The organism is Rhizobium sp. RAF36, assembly GCF_052114105.1.
Taxonomy (GTDB): Bacteria; Pseudomonadota; Alphaproteobacteria; order Rhizobiales; family Rhizobiaceae; genus Rhizobium.
In genome coordinates this window covers 511,399-527,346 of the sequence record NZ_JBFREC010000001.1, presented here as the reverse complement: position 1 = coordinate 527,346, position 15,948 = coordinate 511,399, and the positions used below count along the sequence as shown (strand labels likewise).

The following is a 15,948-nucleotide window of genomic DNA, read 5'->3' as shown; positions in this document are numbered from 1 at the left end:
TTCGTTTGGCTGAAAGTCAATCGAACCTTATATTTCACTCATGGCTGATAGACAAAGAGGAGGCCATGATGACTGACACCGTCCATTCTGCAATCGACGCCTTCTTCGCGTTCCGTTCGCGGCAGATCCAGCGGGCCGCATGGGACAACACCATGCGTCAGATGACGGCCTTGCCGCACCACCTGATCGCCGATGTCGATCCCTACGCTTCCGCATCTGCCGAACGCGAAATGATGCGAAAGACCTTCAACAAAACTGATGGTATCCATAAAATCTATTCGTTTGATTGATGGATACCAAAAGCCCATATCAGGTAACGGGCGCAAGACGCTCAACGATCAAAGGACAAGGAAAATGACCACCATCACCTATCGGGATAGCAAGAGCTCATCCGGCCTGCATTTCGACGTCGGCACCCTTCTGCATAAGGCGTCGCACGCATGGCACCAGTGGCAGGCAGCACGCGAAATCGAATCCATGCCGTTCGACATCCGCAAGGACGTGGGCTATCCGTCGGCAGAAGCAGCGGATGACCGCAAGGATATGTAATGAATGCGACATACCTCCCAGCGTGAGGGCGGCGCCCTGCCAATGGCAGCGCCGCCCTCATCGTTTCCGGACTGGTGAAATTTAATCTTGAATTTCAGACGCATATATTTGAAATCAGTTTCAGCTTGCGACTTTTGACGAAGCCGTCGCGCATTTGGCAGGCCGCTTAGCGTGGCATGTCGCAAAATAGCGCTTATCAGCCGCAGATTTCCATGCGAATGTCGCTTTCAGAACATCTAAGCGACGCATTCCACGCACCAATAGCGCATCGCCCTCCAGCATGGATTTTGCTCATGAACAAGATGCTGACCAAGAAGCGCTCTCTCGTCTTCTTTATGGTTCCCCAGTTCACCATGCTGCCCTTTTCGGCGGCGATCGACACGCTGCGTATTGCCAACCGCATGCTCGGCTATCAGGCCTATACGTGGCGCCTCACCTCGGTTGACGGCAACAAGGTCTATTCGTCCTGTGGCATCGGCGTCGAGGCGAATTCATCGCTCGCCGAAGAGCGCCGTCATCTCGGCGGCGAGAACCGCCCGAGCATGGTGCTGGTCTGTTCCGGCATCGATGTCGAGGATTTCAACAACAAGTCGGTCAATGCCTGGCTTCGCGAAAGCTATAACCGCGGCGTCGCCGTCGGCAGTCTCTGTACCGGCGCGCATGTGCTTGCTCAGGCCGGGCTCCTGAATGGCAAGCGCTGCGCGATCCACTGGGAAAACCTGCCGGGCTTCTCCGAAGCCTTCCCGCAGGCGGAGGTCTATGCCGACCTCTATGAAGTGGACAGCAATCTCTATACCTGCGCCGGCGGCACCGCCTCGCTGGACATGATGCTGAACCTCGTCGGCCAGGATTTCGGCGAGAGCCTCGTCAACCGCATCTGCGAGCAGCACCTGACTGACCGCGTCCGCAGCCCGCACGACCGCCAGCGCCTGCCGCTGCGTGCCCGCCTCGGCGTCCAGAATGCCAAGGTCCTGTCAATCATCGAGCTGATGGAAGGCAATCTGGCCGAGCCGCTGTCGCTGCTGGAGATCGCCGATGGCGCCGGTCTTTCGCGCCGCCAGATCGAGCGCCTGTTCCGTCAGGAAATGGGCCGCTCCCCTGCCCGCTACTATCTCGAGATCCGCCTCGACCGCGCCCGCCATCTCCTGGTGCAGTCGTCGATGCCTGTCGTCGAAGTGGCAGTCGCCTGCGGTTTCGTCTCCGCCTCGCACTTCTCCAAGTGTTATCGCGAACTCTACAACCGCTCGCCCCAGCAGGAGCGCGCCGAGCGCAAGATGACGATGGCGACCGCGCGTCAGGCGCTGGCAGCCTGAATACCGGACGATTGAGATCGAAAATGCGAAGCGGCGTCTATTGCGCCGCTTCTTGCGTCATGCGGGCATCCGAATAGACCATGTTCCGGCCCTTGTGCTTGGCCATGTAGAGAAACTGGTCGGCAGCGTTCAGATAGTTCTCGAAGCTCTCGTAGCCGGCAATCTCGGCAACGCCGATCGAAACCGTCACCGACAGCTCCTCGTCATCAGCCGACACTTTCAGCCGCGACAGATCGGAACGGACTTCGTCGCAGAGCTTCGTGGCCGCATGCGAATCCATCATCGGAAACAGGATCGCGAACTCCTCGCCGCCGAGCCGCGAGAGAAGATTGTCGCTGCCTTCGAAGATCGTTGCCAGGCGCGCGGCGACGGCGATCAGAACCTTGTCGCCGATCTCGTGGCCATAGGTGTCGTTCAGCCGCTTGAAGTGGTCGATGTCGAGAATGGCAACGGAGCTTACCGCCTTCTGGCGCAGACACTGGTTCACGACCTTGGGGCCGGAATCGTAGAAATAGCGGCGATTGTAGAGGCCGGTGAGATAATCGCAGGCCGCCGCCGCCCTCAGCTGCTTCAACTGCGTCAGCGTCTCGACATTGTTGGCGATCCGGCACTGCAGCTCTTCGGCAACGAAGGGCCGGTAGACGAAGTCGCTGGCGCCGGCCTTCAGGAAGCTCGCCGACAGCATCCTGTCATTCGACGACGACACGCCGATCACCCGGATTTTGTCGGAGCCGAACCGGTGACGGATGCGCCGCGTCAGCTCGTAGCCGCTCATATCGGGCATATGATGATCGGTAACCACAAGCTCGATATCGCTGTATGCCTCCAGCGCCGCCAGCGCCTCAAGTCCGGAATTCGCCTCGACCACCATATATTGCTGCGCCGTCAGCAGATCGACCAGGACCTGGCGGGCGGATTGGACGTCATCGACGACGAGAACCCGGGTCTTGCGGTTCAGGATTGCCCTGCGCACGGTGCCGACCAGGTTATCGAGCGCAAACTCGTTGTCCTTAAGCACATAGTCGATGACGTTGCGCTCCATGATCCGGTTGCGCGTCGCAATGTCGAAGGTGGCGGTGAAGACGATGGCCGGGATCTTGTGCTCGATGGCGCAATCGAGTGCCTCGCCATAAGGCGAATCCGGCAGGTTCAGATCGACGACGGCCATCGTATAGCCATGCGGATCCTGGGCCAGCGCTTCCTGAAGCGCCTTGAGCGAAGGGCACGTCTTGACGTTGAGACCGAGCTCGGTCTGGAAGCGGTGGCACAAAACGGCAGAAAACATCCGGGAATCTTCAACCAGAAGTATTTTGTGCCCGCCAAAACGCGGCACAGAGCTATCCCGATTGAAATCCGCCTGAAAAGCCATCCAGTCCCTTACTCCCCGCGGCGCCTGGAGCAGCCGAATCGGCTGTCCCCATAACAGCTTGGACGATAGCGGACACACCCAATTGGGTGAAGAGGCAGAACAGGCTCAAAATAACCTGAAATTGCAGAAATTCGAAGTCTCTTAACAACGGCGACAGGTCCCCGCGTCGATCGGGGACCTTTCGTACTCCGCGGCTCAGGATCACTCGTCTCAGGCAACCGCCCGTTCCCGTTTCATCGTCTTGATTTGCAGCAATGTGTCGAGGTTCTGATTGACGCGGCAATAGAACTCCTCGTCGATGAACGGACGCAGCATGAAATCGTTCCCGCCGGCCTTCAGGAAGCGCGCCGACAACAGCCGGTTCGACGACGACGAGACGCCGATGATGCGCAGTTCGTGGGAGCCGATGCTGGCGCGAATACGGCGCGTCAGTTCAAAGCCGTCGATGTCAGGCATGTTGTAATCGGTGACCATCAGGCCGATATCGCGGTTGGCCTTGAGGATCTCAAGCGCCTTGGCGCCGCTTTCGGCAACGCTGACGCGGAAATTGTAGCGCTTCAGGCGGCTGGAGAGCAGCGCGCGGGCCGTGGCACTGTCATCGACGATCAGCACGTGATGGCGCTTGTTGGTGAGGAAGCGGCAAATGGATTCGGCCAGCAGATCGACGGCGAAAACATTGTCCTTGAGGATGTAGTCGACGATATCCTTGGCCATCAGTTCGTCGCGCAGGCCCTCGTGGAAAGTACCGGTAAAGACGATCGTCGGGATGCTGAGATCCACCAGATATTCGAGCGCTTCACCCTTTTCGGCGCCGGGAAGATTGATGTTCGAGATTGCCAGCGTGATCGGGTCAGAGGACTTGTCATAGGCCAGCTGGAGGTCTTCGAAGTTGCGGCAGACCTCGACATTGATATCGAAAAGCTCCTTGAGCCGGGCGCTGATCATCGACGTGAAGACATTGGAATCTTCTGCGAGAATAATACGCGCACCCGCAAACATTTCGCCGGAATATTGCATTCCCGAAATACCTAAAAACGACATAGCAAAACCTTTGAATGAAAATGTGTCCCTGGATGAGACAGATATATCAATTCATTTGAATAATGATTAATCGAGGCACCCGGAAAACCCGCCCGGAAGTTCTTGCAGAGCGCGCCAAATGCTTTCTTATTCTTATGATTAAGAGATCGTGCGCAAGCATACCGGTCAGGCTGCGAAAAACCGCAGCTCTGCGCGGCCAGGATGTGAGTCACCGGCTACTTGATGACGGCCGAGCCCTTGACGATATCGATCGTCTCTCCGCCATCGAGCCCGATCCGGTCGCCATCAGGTGCGGTCATGAAGCACCCGGACGCACACAGCGTCTCGGAAGCGCCGCTATCGACGACGATCTCGACCTTGTTCCCGCCCTCGGTGATGACAACCACGACGGCGGCGGGATCGGTATTGGTGACGGTTGCCGCCCACGCGTTTGCGGCGGCAAAGAGGGAAAGAAGCAGTCCAACGGCAAGTCTTGCCATTCACAACGGCGCCTGCAGGCGCCCTCCCCAAGGGCTTATCGGCGCTGCTGCCCCCAGCAGCGAAAACCCGATTGCCAGGATCTTATAGCCAGCGGCGCGTGAATGGCCGCTGAATAAGACCCCTTACCCCTTGAGACTGCCATCGGCGGCCTTGCCGCGCAACTGGCGGACGGAGCCACCATCATCCTTCGGCGTTTTATCCTGAAGATTTTCCTCCATCGACGGCTTTGCCGCTGGCGCCGGAGGCAAAGCATTCTCGCGATGATAGGTAATGTCGCTCTGCGGCAGCGGGATCTCTATGCCCTCTTCCCTGAACCGCTTGAGGATGGCGATGCGCAAACCGTTGCGCACCTTCAGGCCGTCGCCCATATCGGCGAGCATGAAGCGCAGTTCGAAATCCAGCGAATAGGTGCCGAAGCGCAGGAACTCGACATGCGGTTCCGGATTGCGCAGCACCTGCGGTACGGCGTTCACCAGTTCCAAGAGGATATCCATCACCTTCTGCGGATCGGCCTCGTAGCTGACGGACACCGGAATTTCCGAACGGCCGACCTTGTTGCGATGCGTCCAGTTGCCAACCGCGGCATTGATCAGCTCCGAATTCGGCACGATGATAGACTGCTTGCGGAAGGTCTCGATCTCTGTGGCGCGCACCGAGATACGCGTGACAATACCCTCGGCCGTGCCTGAGACGACATGGTCGCCGACCTTGAACGGCCGCTCGACCAGCAGGATCAGGCCGGAAACGAAATTCGAGACGATGTTCTGCAGGCCAAAACCGATACCGACCGACAGGGCAGAGGCGACGAGCGCCAGGCTCGAAAGGTCGATGCCAGCAGCCGAGACGCCGACGATCGCCGCAACGCCGACACCAAGATAGCCGATGCCGGTCTTGACCGAGTTGCGCACGCCGATGTCGACATGGCTGCGCGCCATGACATTGCCGTCAAGCCAGCGCTGTACCCAGCGCGTCACAAGATAGCCGCCGGCAAACAGCAGGATGCCTGTGAAGATCCCCACAAGCGAAATGCTGATGCCGCCGAGGCGAACCTCGGTGAATAGCCTGTAGGCGATCTGCTGGAGATCCTGGATATGGAAGCCCCAGAGAAGGAGCACGAGCGGTATGCCGGTCATCAACGCCACGGCATAGATCGCAAGACCTGCCACAAGACCCGCCTGATCGATGGCAACCGCCCCCAGCTTGAAACGCTGGCTGAGGAAGCGGCCGATGAACGTATCGCCGAACGTTTCGGTCTTCGAGATCGCCTTGCCCGACAGCAGGCCGATATAAGTGGTGACGACGATCGCGCCCGTGATGATCAGCTGGGTTGCGACGAAGCGTGCCAGGCCAACATAGCCCGTCAGCGCGGTGACGATCAGGCCGACGCCAAGCACCCGGAGGATGATCGCCATGCCGCGCGGCCAATGGCGGCCCGGCGCATCCGGATCGCCGCCCCGGGCGAGCATCGGCCGTCCGAAAGAAGCGGCAATCAGGATCAAACCGATGATCATCGCGGCGATCAGGCTGCGCACCACGGTCAGCACCAGCGGCGATCCCATCGCCTCGCTGACGCTGCCGAACAGATAATCGAGCGCGTTGACGACAGCCATGGCCAGCAGGCAGGCGCCGATCGACTGCGCGCCGCGATTGGAAAGCCTGACCAGCCGCCAGTGCGGTTCGCGCGGTGCAAACACGGCATTGGTGAAACGCCGGACGAAATAGATGAGCCCGATCGCACCGAACAGCGCGGCAATCACAGGGGCAATATCCGGCCGGAGCACATTGAAACTGTCGAGGAAGAAATAGGACGTGACGAGCAGTGCGACCAGCGACGAGGTGCGGATAACCGTTGCCCAGAAGGCAATCGACAGGCGGCTGATATAGCTCGGATGCTCGATGCCATCGTCGCGCTTCAGGTAGCCGCCGAAGATCCGGTAGCCCCCCGACAACAGGATCAGCGCGGTCGCCAGCGACAGCAAGAGCGCGGTGAACAGCGGCAACCGCTTGAACTTCCAGACGAACACCATCCAGCCGGTCATGGCGTCGTTGAACTTGCCGATCTCGGTGAGGAAGGCGCTGCCGGCATCGTCGAGAACCGACATCGACACATCGGTGCGGCGCAGCAGCGTTGCGGCAAACAGACGGCGGCGGGTTTCGGCAACCTCGTTGATCAGCTTGTTGACCGCCATCGACAGGTTCTCGGCATCACCAGTCACGGCGTTGATCTGCGACCGCTCGGCGGTCAGCGCGTTGCGCTCGTTGGTGACGATCTCCGCTTCCGGCGGCTGCCCGTCCTTCGGCGGCTCGCCGATTTCGGCAAGGCGGTTCTTGATCTGGTCGAAGCGCGGACGCAGGCCGACGGATGTAGCGATCACGGCACGGCCGAGCTCGTCGACCTGACCGGAGAGCGTCACCAGCCCATCGTCATTGTCGGAATTGACTTTGGCGCTCTCCTGATAGGCCGCGAGCTTCTTCTTCGCCGCCTCGATATCCTTCAGCGCCTGATCGAGGCCGCTATTGGCAAGCGGCGCATCTGCGGCCGGGGCCGGAGTTGCGGCGGGTGCAGGCGCGGGTGCCGGCTGCGGTTGGGAAACGGCGGGAGCAGCCGGCTGGGTGACCTGCGCCAGCGGCACACCCACGGACTGCACGAGCGTCGCCAGCGTCAGCGCTACGAGTACGAAGTGTCGAAGCAGGAAGTGATTGAGCCGCAAAATAATCCCCGCAGGATTCGCTTTTATCGATGAGGCCGCTTCTTATAGCAAAGAAAGGCGACAGAAAGGCGGAAGTCGAAATCCGCCGTTAGAAGCCTGCGCCGGGCTTTGCCAGATACGCAAGCTCTGCCGCGCTGGAATCGCGCCCGACAATGGGGTTCCGATGCGGGAAGCGTCCGTAAGCAGCAATCACCTCCCGGTGACGCCGGGCATAATCTGCATATTCCTCATCGCCGAGAGCCGCAAACAGCGCCACCGAGCGCTCCTGCTCTGCCAGCACCTCGGAATGCTCGAACGGCATGTAGACGAAACAGCGATGCGCCGCGTCGATCGCCATGTCGGCGCCCGCATCGACGGCAAGCTTCGCTTCGCGCAGTGCCAGAGGATCAGTGGCAAAAGCGAGCGGCGTCGCTCTGTAGATATTCCGCGGAAACTGGTCGAGCACGATGATTGCCGCCAGCCGCTGCTCCGGGCTCGCCCGCCATGTTTCCACCGCACCTCCGGCCAGAGCCAGATGCGTGTCGCGAAACCGCGCCGTGATTTCCGAGTCCAGTTCCGGGGACGAGCGGAACCATTGATCGCGTCCGCATTCCTCCAGCCAGAAACGCAAAACCTCATCGGGCGTACAGATCGCTGCCAATACGGCCTCCAGCTCAGTTGATCGAAAAGACGAGCGTAGCCCGGGTTCCACGGTGCTGGCGGTCGTAACCGAGCTCGGATTTCAGACTTGCAGCCATCGCCGTCAGGATCTTCGTGCCAAGACCGGTTCCCTTGGCGGGGCTTGCATCGTCGAACCCCGCGCCATCGTCCTCGACGATCACGGAAAGCTGGCCGTCCGTGTGGTCGATGATGACGCGAACCTCGCCTTCGACGCCGTCGCCATAGGCATATTTGAAGGCGTTGGTCACCAGTTCGCTAACGATCAAGCCGAGCGTGATCACCTTGTCGGTGGCGAGATTGACTGCCTGGGCCGTCAGCACCACGCGATGCGGCCGCTTGTCGTCACGCATCGACGCTTCGAGTTCGCTGAGCAGGCTGCCGAGATACTCATCGATCTGGACGGTACCGACCTGCCGGTTGGTATAGAGGCGCCGGTGTACGCTGGCGATCGCGTTGATGCGCATCTGCGTTTCCTGCAGCGCGTCGATCGCCACCTGATCCGTCGTCACCGAAGACTGCATGCGGATCAGCGCGCCAACCAGGCCGAGACTGTTGGCGATGCGGTGGTTGACCTCGGCGAGCAGCATTTCCGCGTGATCGCGCTGCTGGCGGATAACCTCCTGCGCATGCGCCGTGTCGCGGCGGAACCGCGCCCGCTCCAGCCCCTGCTCGAGGGCCGCCGCCAGAAGGTCGAAATAGTCGTGTGAGATTCCCTTCAGCACATAGTCGTCGGCGCCGGCCTTCAGGGCGGCGACGGCAACGCTGGTATCGCCGGAAGCCGTTGCATAGATGACCGGCGGATGATCCGGCAGCTCCATCAGCTTCGGCAAAATGTCGAGCCCGGTCTCAGCCTTCAGGAAATGGTCCAGAATGACGGCATCGATTGCACCTTCGGCAACCCGCTTCAGGCCGGTCGCGCCATCTTCGGCCCATTCGACGGTGAAGCCGCGCCGCGACAGATTCCGGCGCATGAGCATCGCCAGCGCTTCATCGTCGTCGATGTAGAGGATACGGATCGTCTTCTCCGTATCGCCTTTGACCTCACCCATTCCGCCTCCGGACTCTGCCGCGCAGAAACGTGGCAGCCTGTCGGCCGAATCGTCTGCTCCCGATTGTGGTATTGCATCGATCATCGCGCGTAAACAGCGGCAAATCCTCCGCTTCCCGGCAACTGAATCGACTGTCCGATTTCAAACGAACTCATCCGGCAATAAGACCTCAGCCTCCCGGAAAAGCCCGGCAGAGGCGCAATATGTGAAAGGCAAAACTCAGGAAGACACACTCACCCGCGCTGAAAACGCCTACGGGCGGAAATGGTTCCATCACTTTTCCAGTTTTTTCACATAACGCCGGTGGCGCGAAACCTCGGCCCCTGCATTATCGGCAAGCTTGATGAAACGCAGGCAGGCGATCACACCGATGATGCCGATGGTTAGAAACGCCCAGCGGAAATCCGCAAGCTCCGGACGCAGCGCGCCCCGGCTTGCAGCCGAGATGTTGAGGGCGGCAGCAGCGACCGCCACGCCAAGCAGCATCGACACCTGCTGCAGCATGCTCGACAGGGTCGACGCAGAACTGCGCTGCGCTGCATGGATATCGGCGAAAGACAGCGTGTTGAGCGCCGTAAACTCCATCGACCGCGAAAGCCCGGCAATGAAGAGAACCGCGTAGATCAGCAGCGTCGATGTATTCTCGCCGAAAAATCCGCGGGCGATGATCGAGCCCGAGGCGATGAGACCGTTGACGACGAGGACGTTACGGAACCCGAAGATCGCCAGCAACGGCGTCGTCACCGTCTTCATGCCGAGATTGCCAAGGAAATAGACGAGCAGATAGGCGCCAGCCGCAATCGAGCTCATGCCGAAACCCAATTGAAACAGCAGCGGCAGCAGGAACGGCGTCGCATTGATGGCGACCCGGCAGGCAGTACCCGCCGATAGTGTCGAGAGGGCAAACGTCTGCACTTTGAAGGCAGACAGGTCGAGCAGCGGATTGGGCACTTTCAGGAAATGCCGCGTGGCGAGATAGGAAAACAGCACGCCGCCGCCAAACATCGCCGCGACGGGCAGCAGCCCGCCGCTCCATTTCACCGACAACTCAAGTGCCGCCAGCAGCAAAGTCAGCCCTGCAGCACTCAGCACGAAGCCGAGGACATCGAGCCGCCCGGCCTCCTCTTCCCGCTGTTCGGGAACGAAGCGCAGCACCAGCGCGAGACCAATCAGGCCGATCGGAATATTGATGAGAAAATTCCAGTGCCAGCTGGCATAGGTGGTGATGAAGCCGCCAAGCACCGGGCCGACGACCGGTGCCGTCAGCGCCGGCCAGGTGATCAACGCGATCGCCTGGACGAGCTCCGATTTCCGGGCGTTCTTCAGGACGATGATCCGTCCGACAGGCGTCATCAAGGCACTGCCTGCGCCCTGGATCGCCCGAGCAACGATGAATTCGCCCAAGGTGCTCGAAAGACCGCAGAACAGCGACGCCGCAGTGAACACGGCGATCGAGAGCAGGAACACCCGCCGGGCGCCAAAGCGGTCGCCGAGCCAGCCGGACAGCGGAATGAAGGCCGACATGGTCAGCATGTAGACGGTAATGCCGATGCTCATCGAGACAGGCTGCACGCCAAAACTCGCCGCCATCTGCGGCAGCGAGGTCGCGACGATGGTGCCGTCGAGGATCTGCATGAAGAAGGATACGGCGACGACGAGCGCCACGATCTTCGCCTGGCGTGCGCTGGCGGCTTCGTTAGTGTCTGTCATGTCCGCCGGGGTCATCGAGTGGCCAATGCGATTGCAATTCCGTAGCACCGGCATTAAGCAGCCGAAAAGGCCAGCCGGCAGGGCGATGACAGTGCATACGCCGGTTATCGGATACCGGAAAGGCCAAATCTTGCATCATCTGACGGTTCGCTTGGCACAAAACGCCTCGCCGCACGTTCTTCGATCGTAAGGGCAATTCGCCACTTTTTTCGATTGAGGACATTTTCATGACGCCGGAAGACAGACGAACCGTTTTCAGCAACCGTAAGATTGAAGCCGTCGTTGAAGGAATGACCCTGGATGACGGCACAGACAATCCGATCACCGGCAAATCGCTTGGTGATGCCATTCTCTTCGTCGTCGAACAGGCGGCCACCGATGCATCGAGCGTTCATATCATCTATGGCGGCAAGGGCACGCTCAGCTATACGGATTGCCTGAGCATCTATCGCGAATACGGAGCGCAGCTGCGCAGCGAGGCAAGCTGACCGGGTACCGCATGGCAGCTATTCGCGGTTACCCCTGCCCGCGCCTGCTTTTCTTGCGTATGTGAGGGTGCGATCCCTCTCAAACGCGATTCTATATCATGCCCTTTTCTGCCTCGCCGCTCCGCGGCGTTCTCGTCGCGTTTGCGGCTTACGCCGTTTTTGCCTTCAGCGACGCCTCCATCAAGATCCTGCACGGCGCCATCCCCGCCTATCAGATCGCCTTCCTCGGCTGCGCTTTCGGTCTCGTCGTCATGCCGTTCATCAAGTCCAGGGACGACAGCTGGTTCGACATGGTCAAGACGTCGAACCGCACGCTCTGGATGCTGCGTTTCGTCTGCGGTGCCGTCGGCGCCATCGCCTCGATCATCACCTTCACCAAGCTGCCGATGGCCGAGGCCTTCTGCCTGCTCTTCCTGCTTCCGTCCTTCGTCACCATCCTGTCGGTTATCTTCCTCAAGGAAGATGTCCGCTGGCAGCGCTGGACCGCCGTCGTCGTCGGCTTCATCGGCGTGCTGATTGTTCTTCGCCCGGGATTCCGCGAATTGTCGGTCGGTCATCTGGCGGCCGCGATCGGCGGCCTCAGCGCGGCGATCTCCATCGTCATCCTGCGCGCCATGGGACCGGCCGAAAAGCGGCTGTCCCTCTATGGCGCCGGTCTTCTCGGAACATTGACGGTCAGCGGCCTGCTGATGATCTCCAACATCGCCGTACCGACCGCGCAGGAATGGTTCTTCATCGCCAGCTACGGCATTCTCGGCGCCATCGGCAACGTGCTGCTGATGAGCGCCGCCCGCCTGGCGCCAGCGAGCCTTGTCGCGCCGCCGCAATACAGCCAGATGATCTGGGCAATCGCCTTCGGCTACCTGATCTTCGACGACGCCATAGACCTGCCGATGGCAGGCGGCATCGCGCTGATTATCTGCTCCGGACTGCTGACGCTGATCCGCGAACGCAAGCGCGGCACTCCGCTGCCGACGGCCGTGGTATCGACCGACAATCAGGCGCCCGCCGTCACCACGGCAGCAACCGACTGAGCCGATTTGAGGCTTCGTAAGGGGAACAATCCCGTCAGCGGCCTGTTCCCCATAAAACAACGGAGGCTTCATGGCTGACACAAAACCAGACGAGGGCCGGCAACCCTCGCTTTCCCCGGCAGAGGAAGAACAGCGTATCTACGCGGCGGAGCGCCGCAGCTGGCTGATCTGGACCTTCGGGATCGCCGGCGCCATCGTCGCGGTCATCATTGCCGGAACGGTGGCGATTTCGCCGTGGCCGGATCCGGCAACCACAGGCTCGACGCCGAAACCACAGCATATCGAGGCGCCGGCGCCGTGAACGGCTTTCCCGGCGCGGATTTCGTCTGTATGACCGGCTCAGTTGAAGAGGATAGCAGATGGCCGCACGCGACCGTTTTTCGAAGAAGCTCACTTGCCCGCAATGCGGCAACAGCGGTATCGCGGAAGTCTCGGAAGACGATCACCCGACCCGCAAGCACCCGGCTTTCCTGGTCGATGAAATGCCGCGCGGGTTCTTCGAGGAAAAGGCCTCCAACTTCCAGGAGACCTATATCATCCGCTGCGAATGCGCCCGGAAATTCCCCTTCCGGGCATTAACGGAAAAGACTGCCTGACGCCGGAGAAAGCGCTCAGGCAAGCCCGAGCGGCATTTCTGCAACCTTGCGGCCCGGACCGTAGTCGCGCTCATGCGAAGAGCGGTAGCGCCCGTCGCGGCGGGTGCTGACATCGATGCGCTGGCTGTCGAAAAGGCCATCCGCATAGGTACCGGTATCCTCGCTCTGGACTTCCGATTTTGCGGCAAAAATTTTAAAGATCATCGTTTCCTCCAGTTCGCTACCTTAACGGCAAGCAGCTCGCTTCCGTTCCACCCTAACGCCCATATAGTTAAAAAATTAACCATAACCCGGCGAGAAATTTCCGCTCCCCAGGGCTGGCCTGTCGCTGGCCGTGCCCTACCTCATTCCTGGCGATGGAGATCGCTTTTACTCTCACTTCCCCAGCTACCCCCGCTTCGGCGGGGTTTCTTTTTCCTCGAAGAAAAAATAGGACGAGACCACTAACAAAGCATGGATTTTCCCATGCCGGAACAGGTGGTATTCTTGCTGTGGGTTAACAGAGGGAAAATGTCATGCCGCGCTTAGCAGAACTGTACTTCAAGACTGCCGTTATCTTCTTCATCATCGGTATATCGATTGGACTGAAGATGGCGATATCGGAATATCACACCGTCATCGGCGCCCATGCGCACTGTAATCTCTTGGGTTGGGTCAGCATGGCGCTGTTCGGCGGCTACTATGCGCTCAATCCAAAGAAGGCAGAGCGGCGGATCGCGATGATTCAATATTATGTCTATACGCTGGGCGTCGCGATCATGGTCCCGGCGCTCTACATGATGCTCGAAGGCAACATGGCGATGGAGCCGCTGGTGGCGGTCTCCTCCCTGATCGTCTTCGGCGGCGTGCTGCTGTTTGCTTTCGTCATCTTTTCGCCGAAAGACAGCGTCGCCACACCGACGCCACAGCCGCTGCGCTAGCCGCATCCGGCACCAGCATCAGGCGTCGTTCGCCAGCGGACGGCGCTATTTCTTCGCGCCTGCAGACAGCACGCGATGCGTGGCATTGTCCATCGCGTGGCTCGCGTCTTGGCCGTCACGCTTCAGGCCCCAGGCGGTATTTCCGCAGGATGCAAGCAAGAGAGCGGAAAGGCAGACGAAAGCGAGAGAAAATTTCGGCATCGATATCCCCTGTGTCAAAACTGGCAATGGGATGAAGATGTTACCATGCTCGCCGAAATCAATAGCCGCGGCAGGCACGCGCCGCTTTATTCAACGCGGCCGTGAAAAAGCCTGTGTCACGGCCATGTCACGCGAAATCCTCAGTGGCGGATGTTACAAGAATAACGAGGCGCCTGTTTTGCGTTATGCCTCCTGTTCGTAGGCCCGCCTCACCCCAAAAGCGGCGGGCCTCTCCACCTTCGGGATCCGACATGTTCAAGAGATTGGCCAAGTTCCTGAATCCGCCACCGCCGAACAGCTATATCTGGCACGAATGCACGTCACCCTACCCGCCGCGCAGCACCGTCGACGGCGCCTTCACGCGCGACGGCCAGCCGACATGGCGCCGGATCACCGCTGATGGCTGGGAGTACCGCCAGGACGGCGAAACCGCAGCCCTCCACCGCCTCTCCGCCTGAGGCCGCCACCGGCTATTTCTAGCAGCTTGCGCTACAGCGAGACTCACGGCTGACTGCGGCAATCGCAAAGCCGTTTCAGCGAGCCGTCTGCACATGCTGGTCCATGAAGGCGAAAGCCGGACATCGAAGATCGATCTGCTTCTTGCAACCGCCCTCGCCTTCGTCGCTGGTGGCGTCAACAGTGCCGGCTATCTGGCCTTCGGCTATTTCTCGGCGAACATGACCGGCAACGTCTCGATGATCTCCGATCATCTGTCCATCCGTGAACTCAACGCCGCCATCGCCTTCGCGACCATCGTCGTGATGTTCATCCTCGGCGCCTTCTGCGCCTCGTTGTTCATCGAGATTGGCAGGCAACGGCGGCTTTCGAATATCTATGCGCTGACGCTGCTGGCTGAATCCGCCCTCCTGATGTGTGTCGGCGTCTATACAGCTTCATCGGACGCCGGCGGCATCACCATTGCCGGCCTGCTCGGCTTCACCATGGGCATCCAGAACGCGGCCTCGACCCGCATATCAGGCAGCCGGGTGCGAACCACCCATGTCTCCGGCATCGCAACCGATATCGGTGTCGGCCTTGCGCTTCTGATCGGCAGCAGCGCCGCACCCGACCGGGCACAGACCGTCCGCCGCCTGAGCCTGCACAGCACCACGATCCTTTCCTTCCTGCTGGGCGGCATCGCTGGCGTGCTTGGCTACAAGCTGGCAGGCGGGATGGTCTTCTGTGTCTTCGCAGTCATCCTGCTGGCTCTGTGTGCCGGCTATCTGCGCAGCCGCACGGCAGTGGCCTTGCCGGGGACGAAAACATAACCATCTGATTGGGATGAGGCTGCTTCAGAGCGATCAGCGGCCCGAACTGGAGGCTAGAATGAAGATCCTGATTGCCGCGCTTGCCGCAGCTGCCCTGTTGCCATCGGCAGCCCTTGCGCTAGACGCGATCGAGGTCAAGGCGCGCGACCATTCCTGCGAGGAACTGGCAAAGATCATCCGCCAGAACCCGGCGGTCTTCGTCCGGATCGGCATCGGTGGCCGCAGTTTTCGCCACCCGCCGTCGCAGTGCCGTCTGGGCGACAAGTGGGCAACCACGAGCCTCAGAGACGCCACGGGCAAGCAATGCGTGCTCGACTATGCCTGCGTCTACGATCCGGAATCTTTCTACAACAAATTCCCGCACTGACAGCCGCAGACGCATGGCCGAAGAAACGAAAAAGCGGCCTTTCGGCCGCCTGCGTCATCAGCGATATATCTAATCTTTTCAAAGAGAAGATGGTGGGTGATGTAGGGCTCGAACCTACGACCCGCTGATTAAGAGTCAGCTGCTCTACCAACTGAGCTAATCACCCATTCCCTAGCGTTTCCGCCGGTGTCC

At 60.1% G+C, this 15,948-nt stretch carries 20 protein-coding genes and 1 tRNA gene; 11 read left to right on the top strand and 10 right to left on the bottom strand.

Going from position 1 to position 15,948, the window contains the following annotated elements; all coding sequences use genetic code 11:
• Nucleotides 1-65 precede the first annotated feature (65 nt).
• From AB4Z25_RS02660 to AB4Z25_RS02650, 3 genes are all read left to right on the top strand, one after another.
• Complete coding sequence (locus AB4Z25_RS02660; RefSeq protein ID WP_112537678.1) at nucleotides 66-290, top strand: hypothetical protein; 225 nt, start codon at nucleotides 66-68, stop codon at nucleotides 288-290.
• A 64-nt stretch (nucleotides 291-354) separates the two neighbouring features.
• Nucleotides 355-549, top strand: a complete 195-nt coding sequence (locus AB4Z25_RS02655; protein WP_112537679.1) for a hypothetical protein — start codon at nucleotides 355-357, stop codon at nucleotides 547-549.
• Between the two features lie 293 nt (nucleotides 550-842).
• Nucleotides 843-1,862, top strand: coding sequence for a GlxA family transcriptional regulator (locus AB4Z25_RS02650; RefSeq protein ID WP_112387088.1), 1,020 nt, complete (start codon nucleotides 843-845; stop codon nucleotides 1,860-1,862).
• 37 nt (nucleotides 1,863-1,899) lie between these two features.
• On the opposite strand, the gene AB4Z25_RS02645 is transcribed toward AB4Z25_RS02650, so the two are convergent.
• The 7 genes from AB4Z25_RS02645 to AB4Z25_RS02615 all read right to left on the bottom strand — a co-directional run bounded on the left by AB4Z25_RS02645 (nucleotide 1,900) and on the right by AB4Z25_RS02615 (nucleotide 10,897).
• The gene (locus AB4Z25_RS02645; protein WP_112387087.1) at nucleotides 1,900-3,231 is read right to left on the bottom strand and encodes a diguanylate cyclase; all 1,332 of its coding nucleotides are present in this window, start codon (nucleotides 3,229-3,231) and stop codon (nucleotides 1,900-1,902) included.
• Between the two features lie 210 nt (nucleotides 3,232-3,441).
• Nucleotides 3,442-4,272: a response regulator gene (locus AB4Z25_RS02640; RefSeq protein WP_112387086.1), complete on the bottom strand. Its 831-nt coding sequence runs from the start codon at nucleotides 4,270-4,272 to the stop codon at nucleotides 3,442-3,444.
• A gap of 215 nt (nucleotides 4,273-4,487) precedes the next feature.
• Entirely contained in the window at nucleotides 4,488-4,751 is a 264-nt protein-coding gene (locus AB4Z25_RS02635; protein ID WP_112537680.1) for a hypothetical protein, read from the bottom strand.
• Between the two features lie 123 nt (nucleotides 4,752-4,874).
• A complete protein-coding gene (locus AB4Z25_RS02630; RefSeq protein ID WP_112537681.1) occupies nucleotides 4,875-7,463 on the bottom strand; it encodes a mechanosensitive ion channel family protein in 2,589 nt (862 codons plus the stop codon).
• An 88-nt stretch (nucleotides 7,464-7,551) separates the two neighbouring features.
• Complete coding sequence (locus AB4Z25_RS02625) at nucleotides 7,552-8,103, bottom strand: DUF924 family protein (protein WP_112537682.1); 552 nt, start codon at nucleotides 8,101-8,103, stop codon at nucleotides 7,552-7,554.
• A 13-nt stretch (nucleotides 8,104-8,116) separates the two neighbouring features.
• Nucleotides 8,117-9,172, bottom strand: coding sequence for a sensor histidine kinase (locus AB4Z25_RS02620; protein ID WP_112515973.1), 1,056 nt, complete (start codon nucleotides 9,170-9,172; stop codon nucleotides 8,117-8,119).
• Nucleotides 9,173-9,445: 273 nt separating this feature from the next.
• The gene (locus AB4Z25_RS02615) at nucleotides 9,446-10,897 is read right to left on the bottom strand and encodes an MFS transporter (protein ID WP_442207842.1); all 1,452 of its coding nucleotides are present in this window, start codon (nucleotides 10,895-10,897) and stop codon (nucleotides 9,446-9,448) included.
• A gap of 212 nt (nucleotides 10,898-11,109) precedes the next feature.
• On the opposite strand from AB4Z25_RS02615, the gene AB4Z25_RS02610 reads away from it, so the two are divergent.
• From AB4Z25_RS02610 to AB4Z25_RS02595, 4 genes are all read left to right on the top strand, one after another.
• Entirely contained in the window at nucleotides 11,110-11,370 is a 261-nt protein-coding gene (locus AB4Z25_RS02610) for a hypothetical protein (protein ID WP_112537684.1), read from the top strand.
• A 98-nt stretch (nucleotides 11,371-11,468) separates the two neighbouring features.
• A complete protein-coding gene (locus tag AB4Z25_RS02605; RefSeq protein ID WP_442207841.1) occupies nucleotides 11,469-12,404 on the top strand; it encodes a DMT family transporter in 936 nt (311 codons plus the stop codon).
• Nucleotides 12,405-12,474: 70 nt separating this feature from the next.
• Complete coding sequence (locus tag AB4Z25_RS02600; RefSeq protein ID WP_112387078.1) at nucleotides 12,475-12,705, top strand: hypothetical protein; 231 nt, start codon at nucleotides 12,475-12,477, stop codon at nucleotides 12,703-12,705.
• 58 nt (nucleotides 12,706-12,763) lie between these two features.
• Nucleotides 12,764-13,000: a hypothetical protein gene (locus AB4Z25_RS02595; protein ID WP_112515970.1), complete on the top strand. Its 237-nt coding sequence runs from the start codon at nucleotides 12,764-12,766 to the stop codon at nucleotides 12,998-13,000.
• 15 nt (nucleotides 13,001-13,015) lie between these two features.
• Here AB4Z25_RS02595 and AB4Z25_RS02590 read toward each other — a convergent pair whose 3' ends face one another.
• Nucleotides 13,016-13,204: a hypothetical protein gene (locus AB4Z25_RS02590; protein WP_112537685.1), complete on the bottom strand. Its 189-nt coding sequence runs from the start codon at nucleotides 13,202-13,204 to the stop codon at nucleotides 13,016-13,018.
• A 311-nt stretch (nucleotides 13,205-13,515) separates the two neighbouring features.
• On the opposite strand from AB4Z25_RS02590, the gene AB4Z25_RS02585 reads away from it, so the two are divergent.
• Nucleotides 13,516-13,920: a hypothetical protein gene (locus AB4Z25_RS02585; RefSeq protein WP_442207840.1), complete on the top strand. Its 405-nt coding sequence runs from the start codon at nucleotides 13,516-13,518 to the stop codon at nucleotides 13,918-13,920.
• Nucleotides 13,921-13,965: 45 nt separating this feature from the next.
• Here the strand turns inward: AB4Z25_RS02585 and AB4Z25_RS02580 are convergent, their stop codons facing one another.
• The gene (locus AB4Z25_RS02580; protein ID WP_112387074.1) at nucleotides 13,966-14,121 is read right to left on the bottom strand and encodes an entericidin; all 156 of its coding nucleotides are present in this window, start codon (nucleotides 14,119-14,121) and stop codon (nucleotides 13,966-13,968) included.
• Between the two features lie 251 nt (nucleotides 14,122-14,372).
• Between AB4Z25_RS02580 and AB4Z25_RS02575 the strand changes: the two genes are divergently transcribed.
• The 3 genes from AB4Z25_RS02575 to AB4Z25_RS02565 all read left to right on the top strand — a co-directional run bounded on the left by AB4Z25_RS02575 (nucleotide 14,373) and on the right by AB4Z25_RS02565 (nucleotide 15,756).
• On the top strand, nucleotides 14,373-14,579 hold the full coding sequence (locus AB4Z25_RS02575) for a hypothetical protein (RefSeq protein ID WP_112537687.1): 207 nt from the start codon (nucleotides 14,373-14,375) through the stop codon (nucleotides 14,577-14,579).
• A 93-nt stretch (nucleotides 14,580-14,672) separates the two neighbouring features.
• Complete coding sequence (locus AB4Z25_RS02570) at nucleotides 14,673-15,389, top strand: YoaK family protein (protein WP_112537688.1); 717 nt, start codon at nucleotides 14,673-14,675, stop codon at nucleotides 15,387-15,389.
• Nucleotides 15,390-15,447: 58 nt separating this feature from the next.
• The gene (locus tag AB4Z25_RS02565) at nucleotides 15,448-15,756 is read left to right on the top strand and encodes a hypothetical protein (RefSeq protein WP_112387071.1); all 309 of its coding nucleotides are present in this window, start codon (nucleotides 15,448-15,450) and stop codon (nucleotides 15,754-15,756) included.
• Nucleotides 15,757-15,846: 90 nt separating this feature from the next.
• Here AB4Z25_RS02565 and AB4Z25_RS02560 read toward each other — a convergent pair.
• Nucleotides 15,847-15,922 (bottom strand) — tRNA-Lys (locus AB4Z25_RS02560).
• Nucleotides 15,923-15,948: the final 26 nt, after the last annotated feature.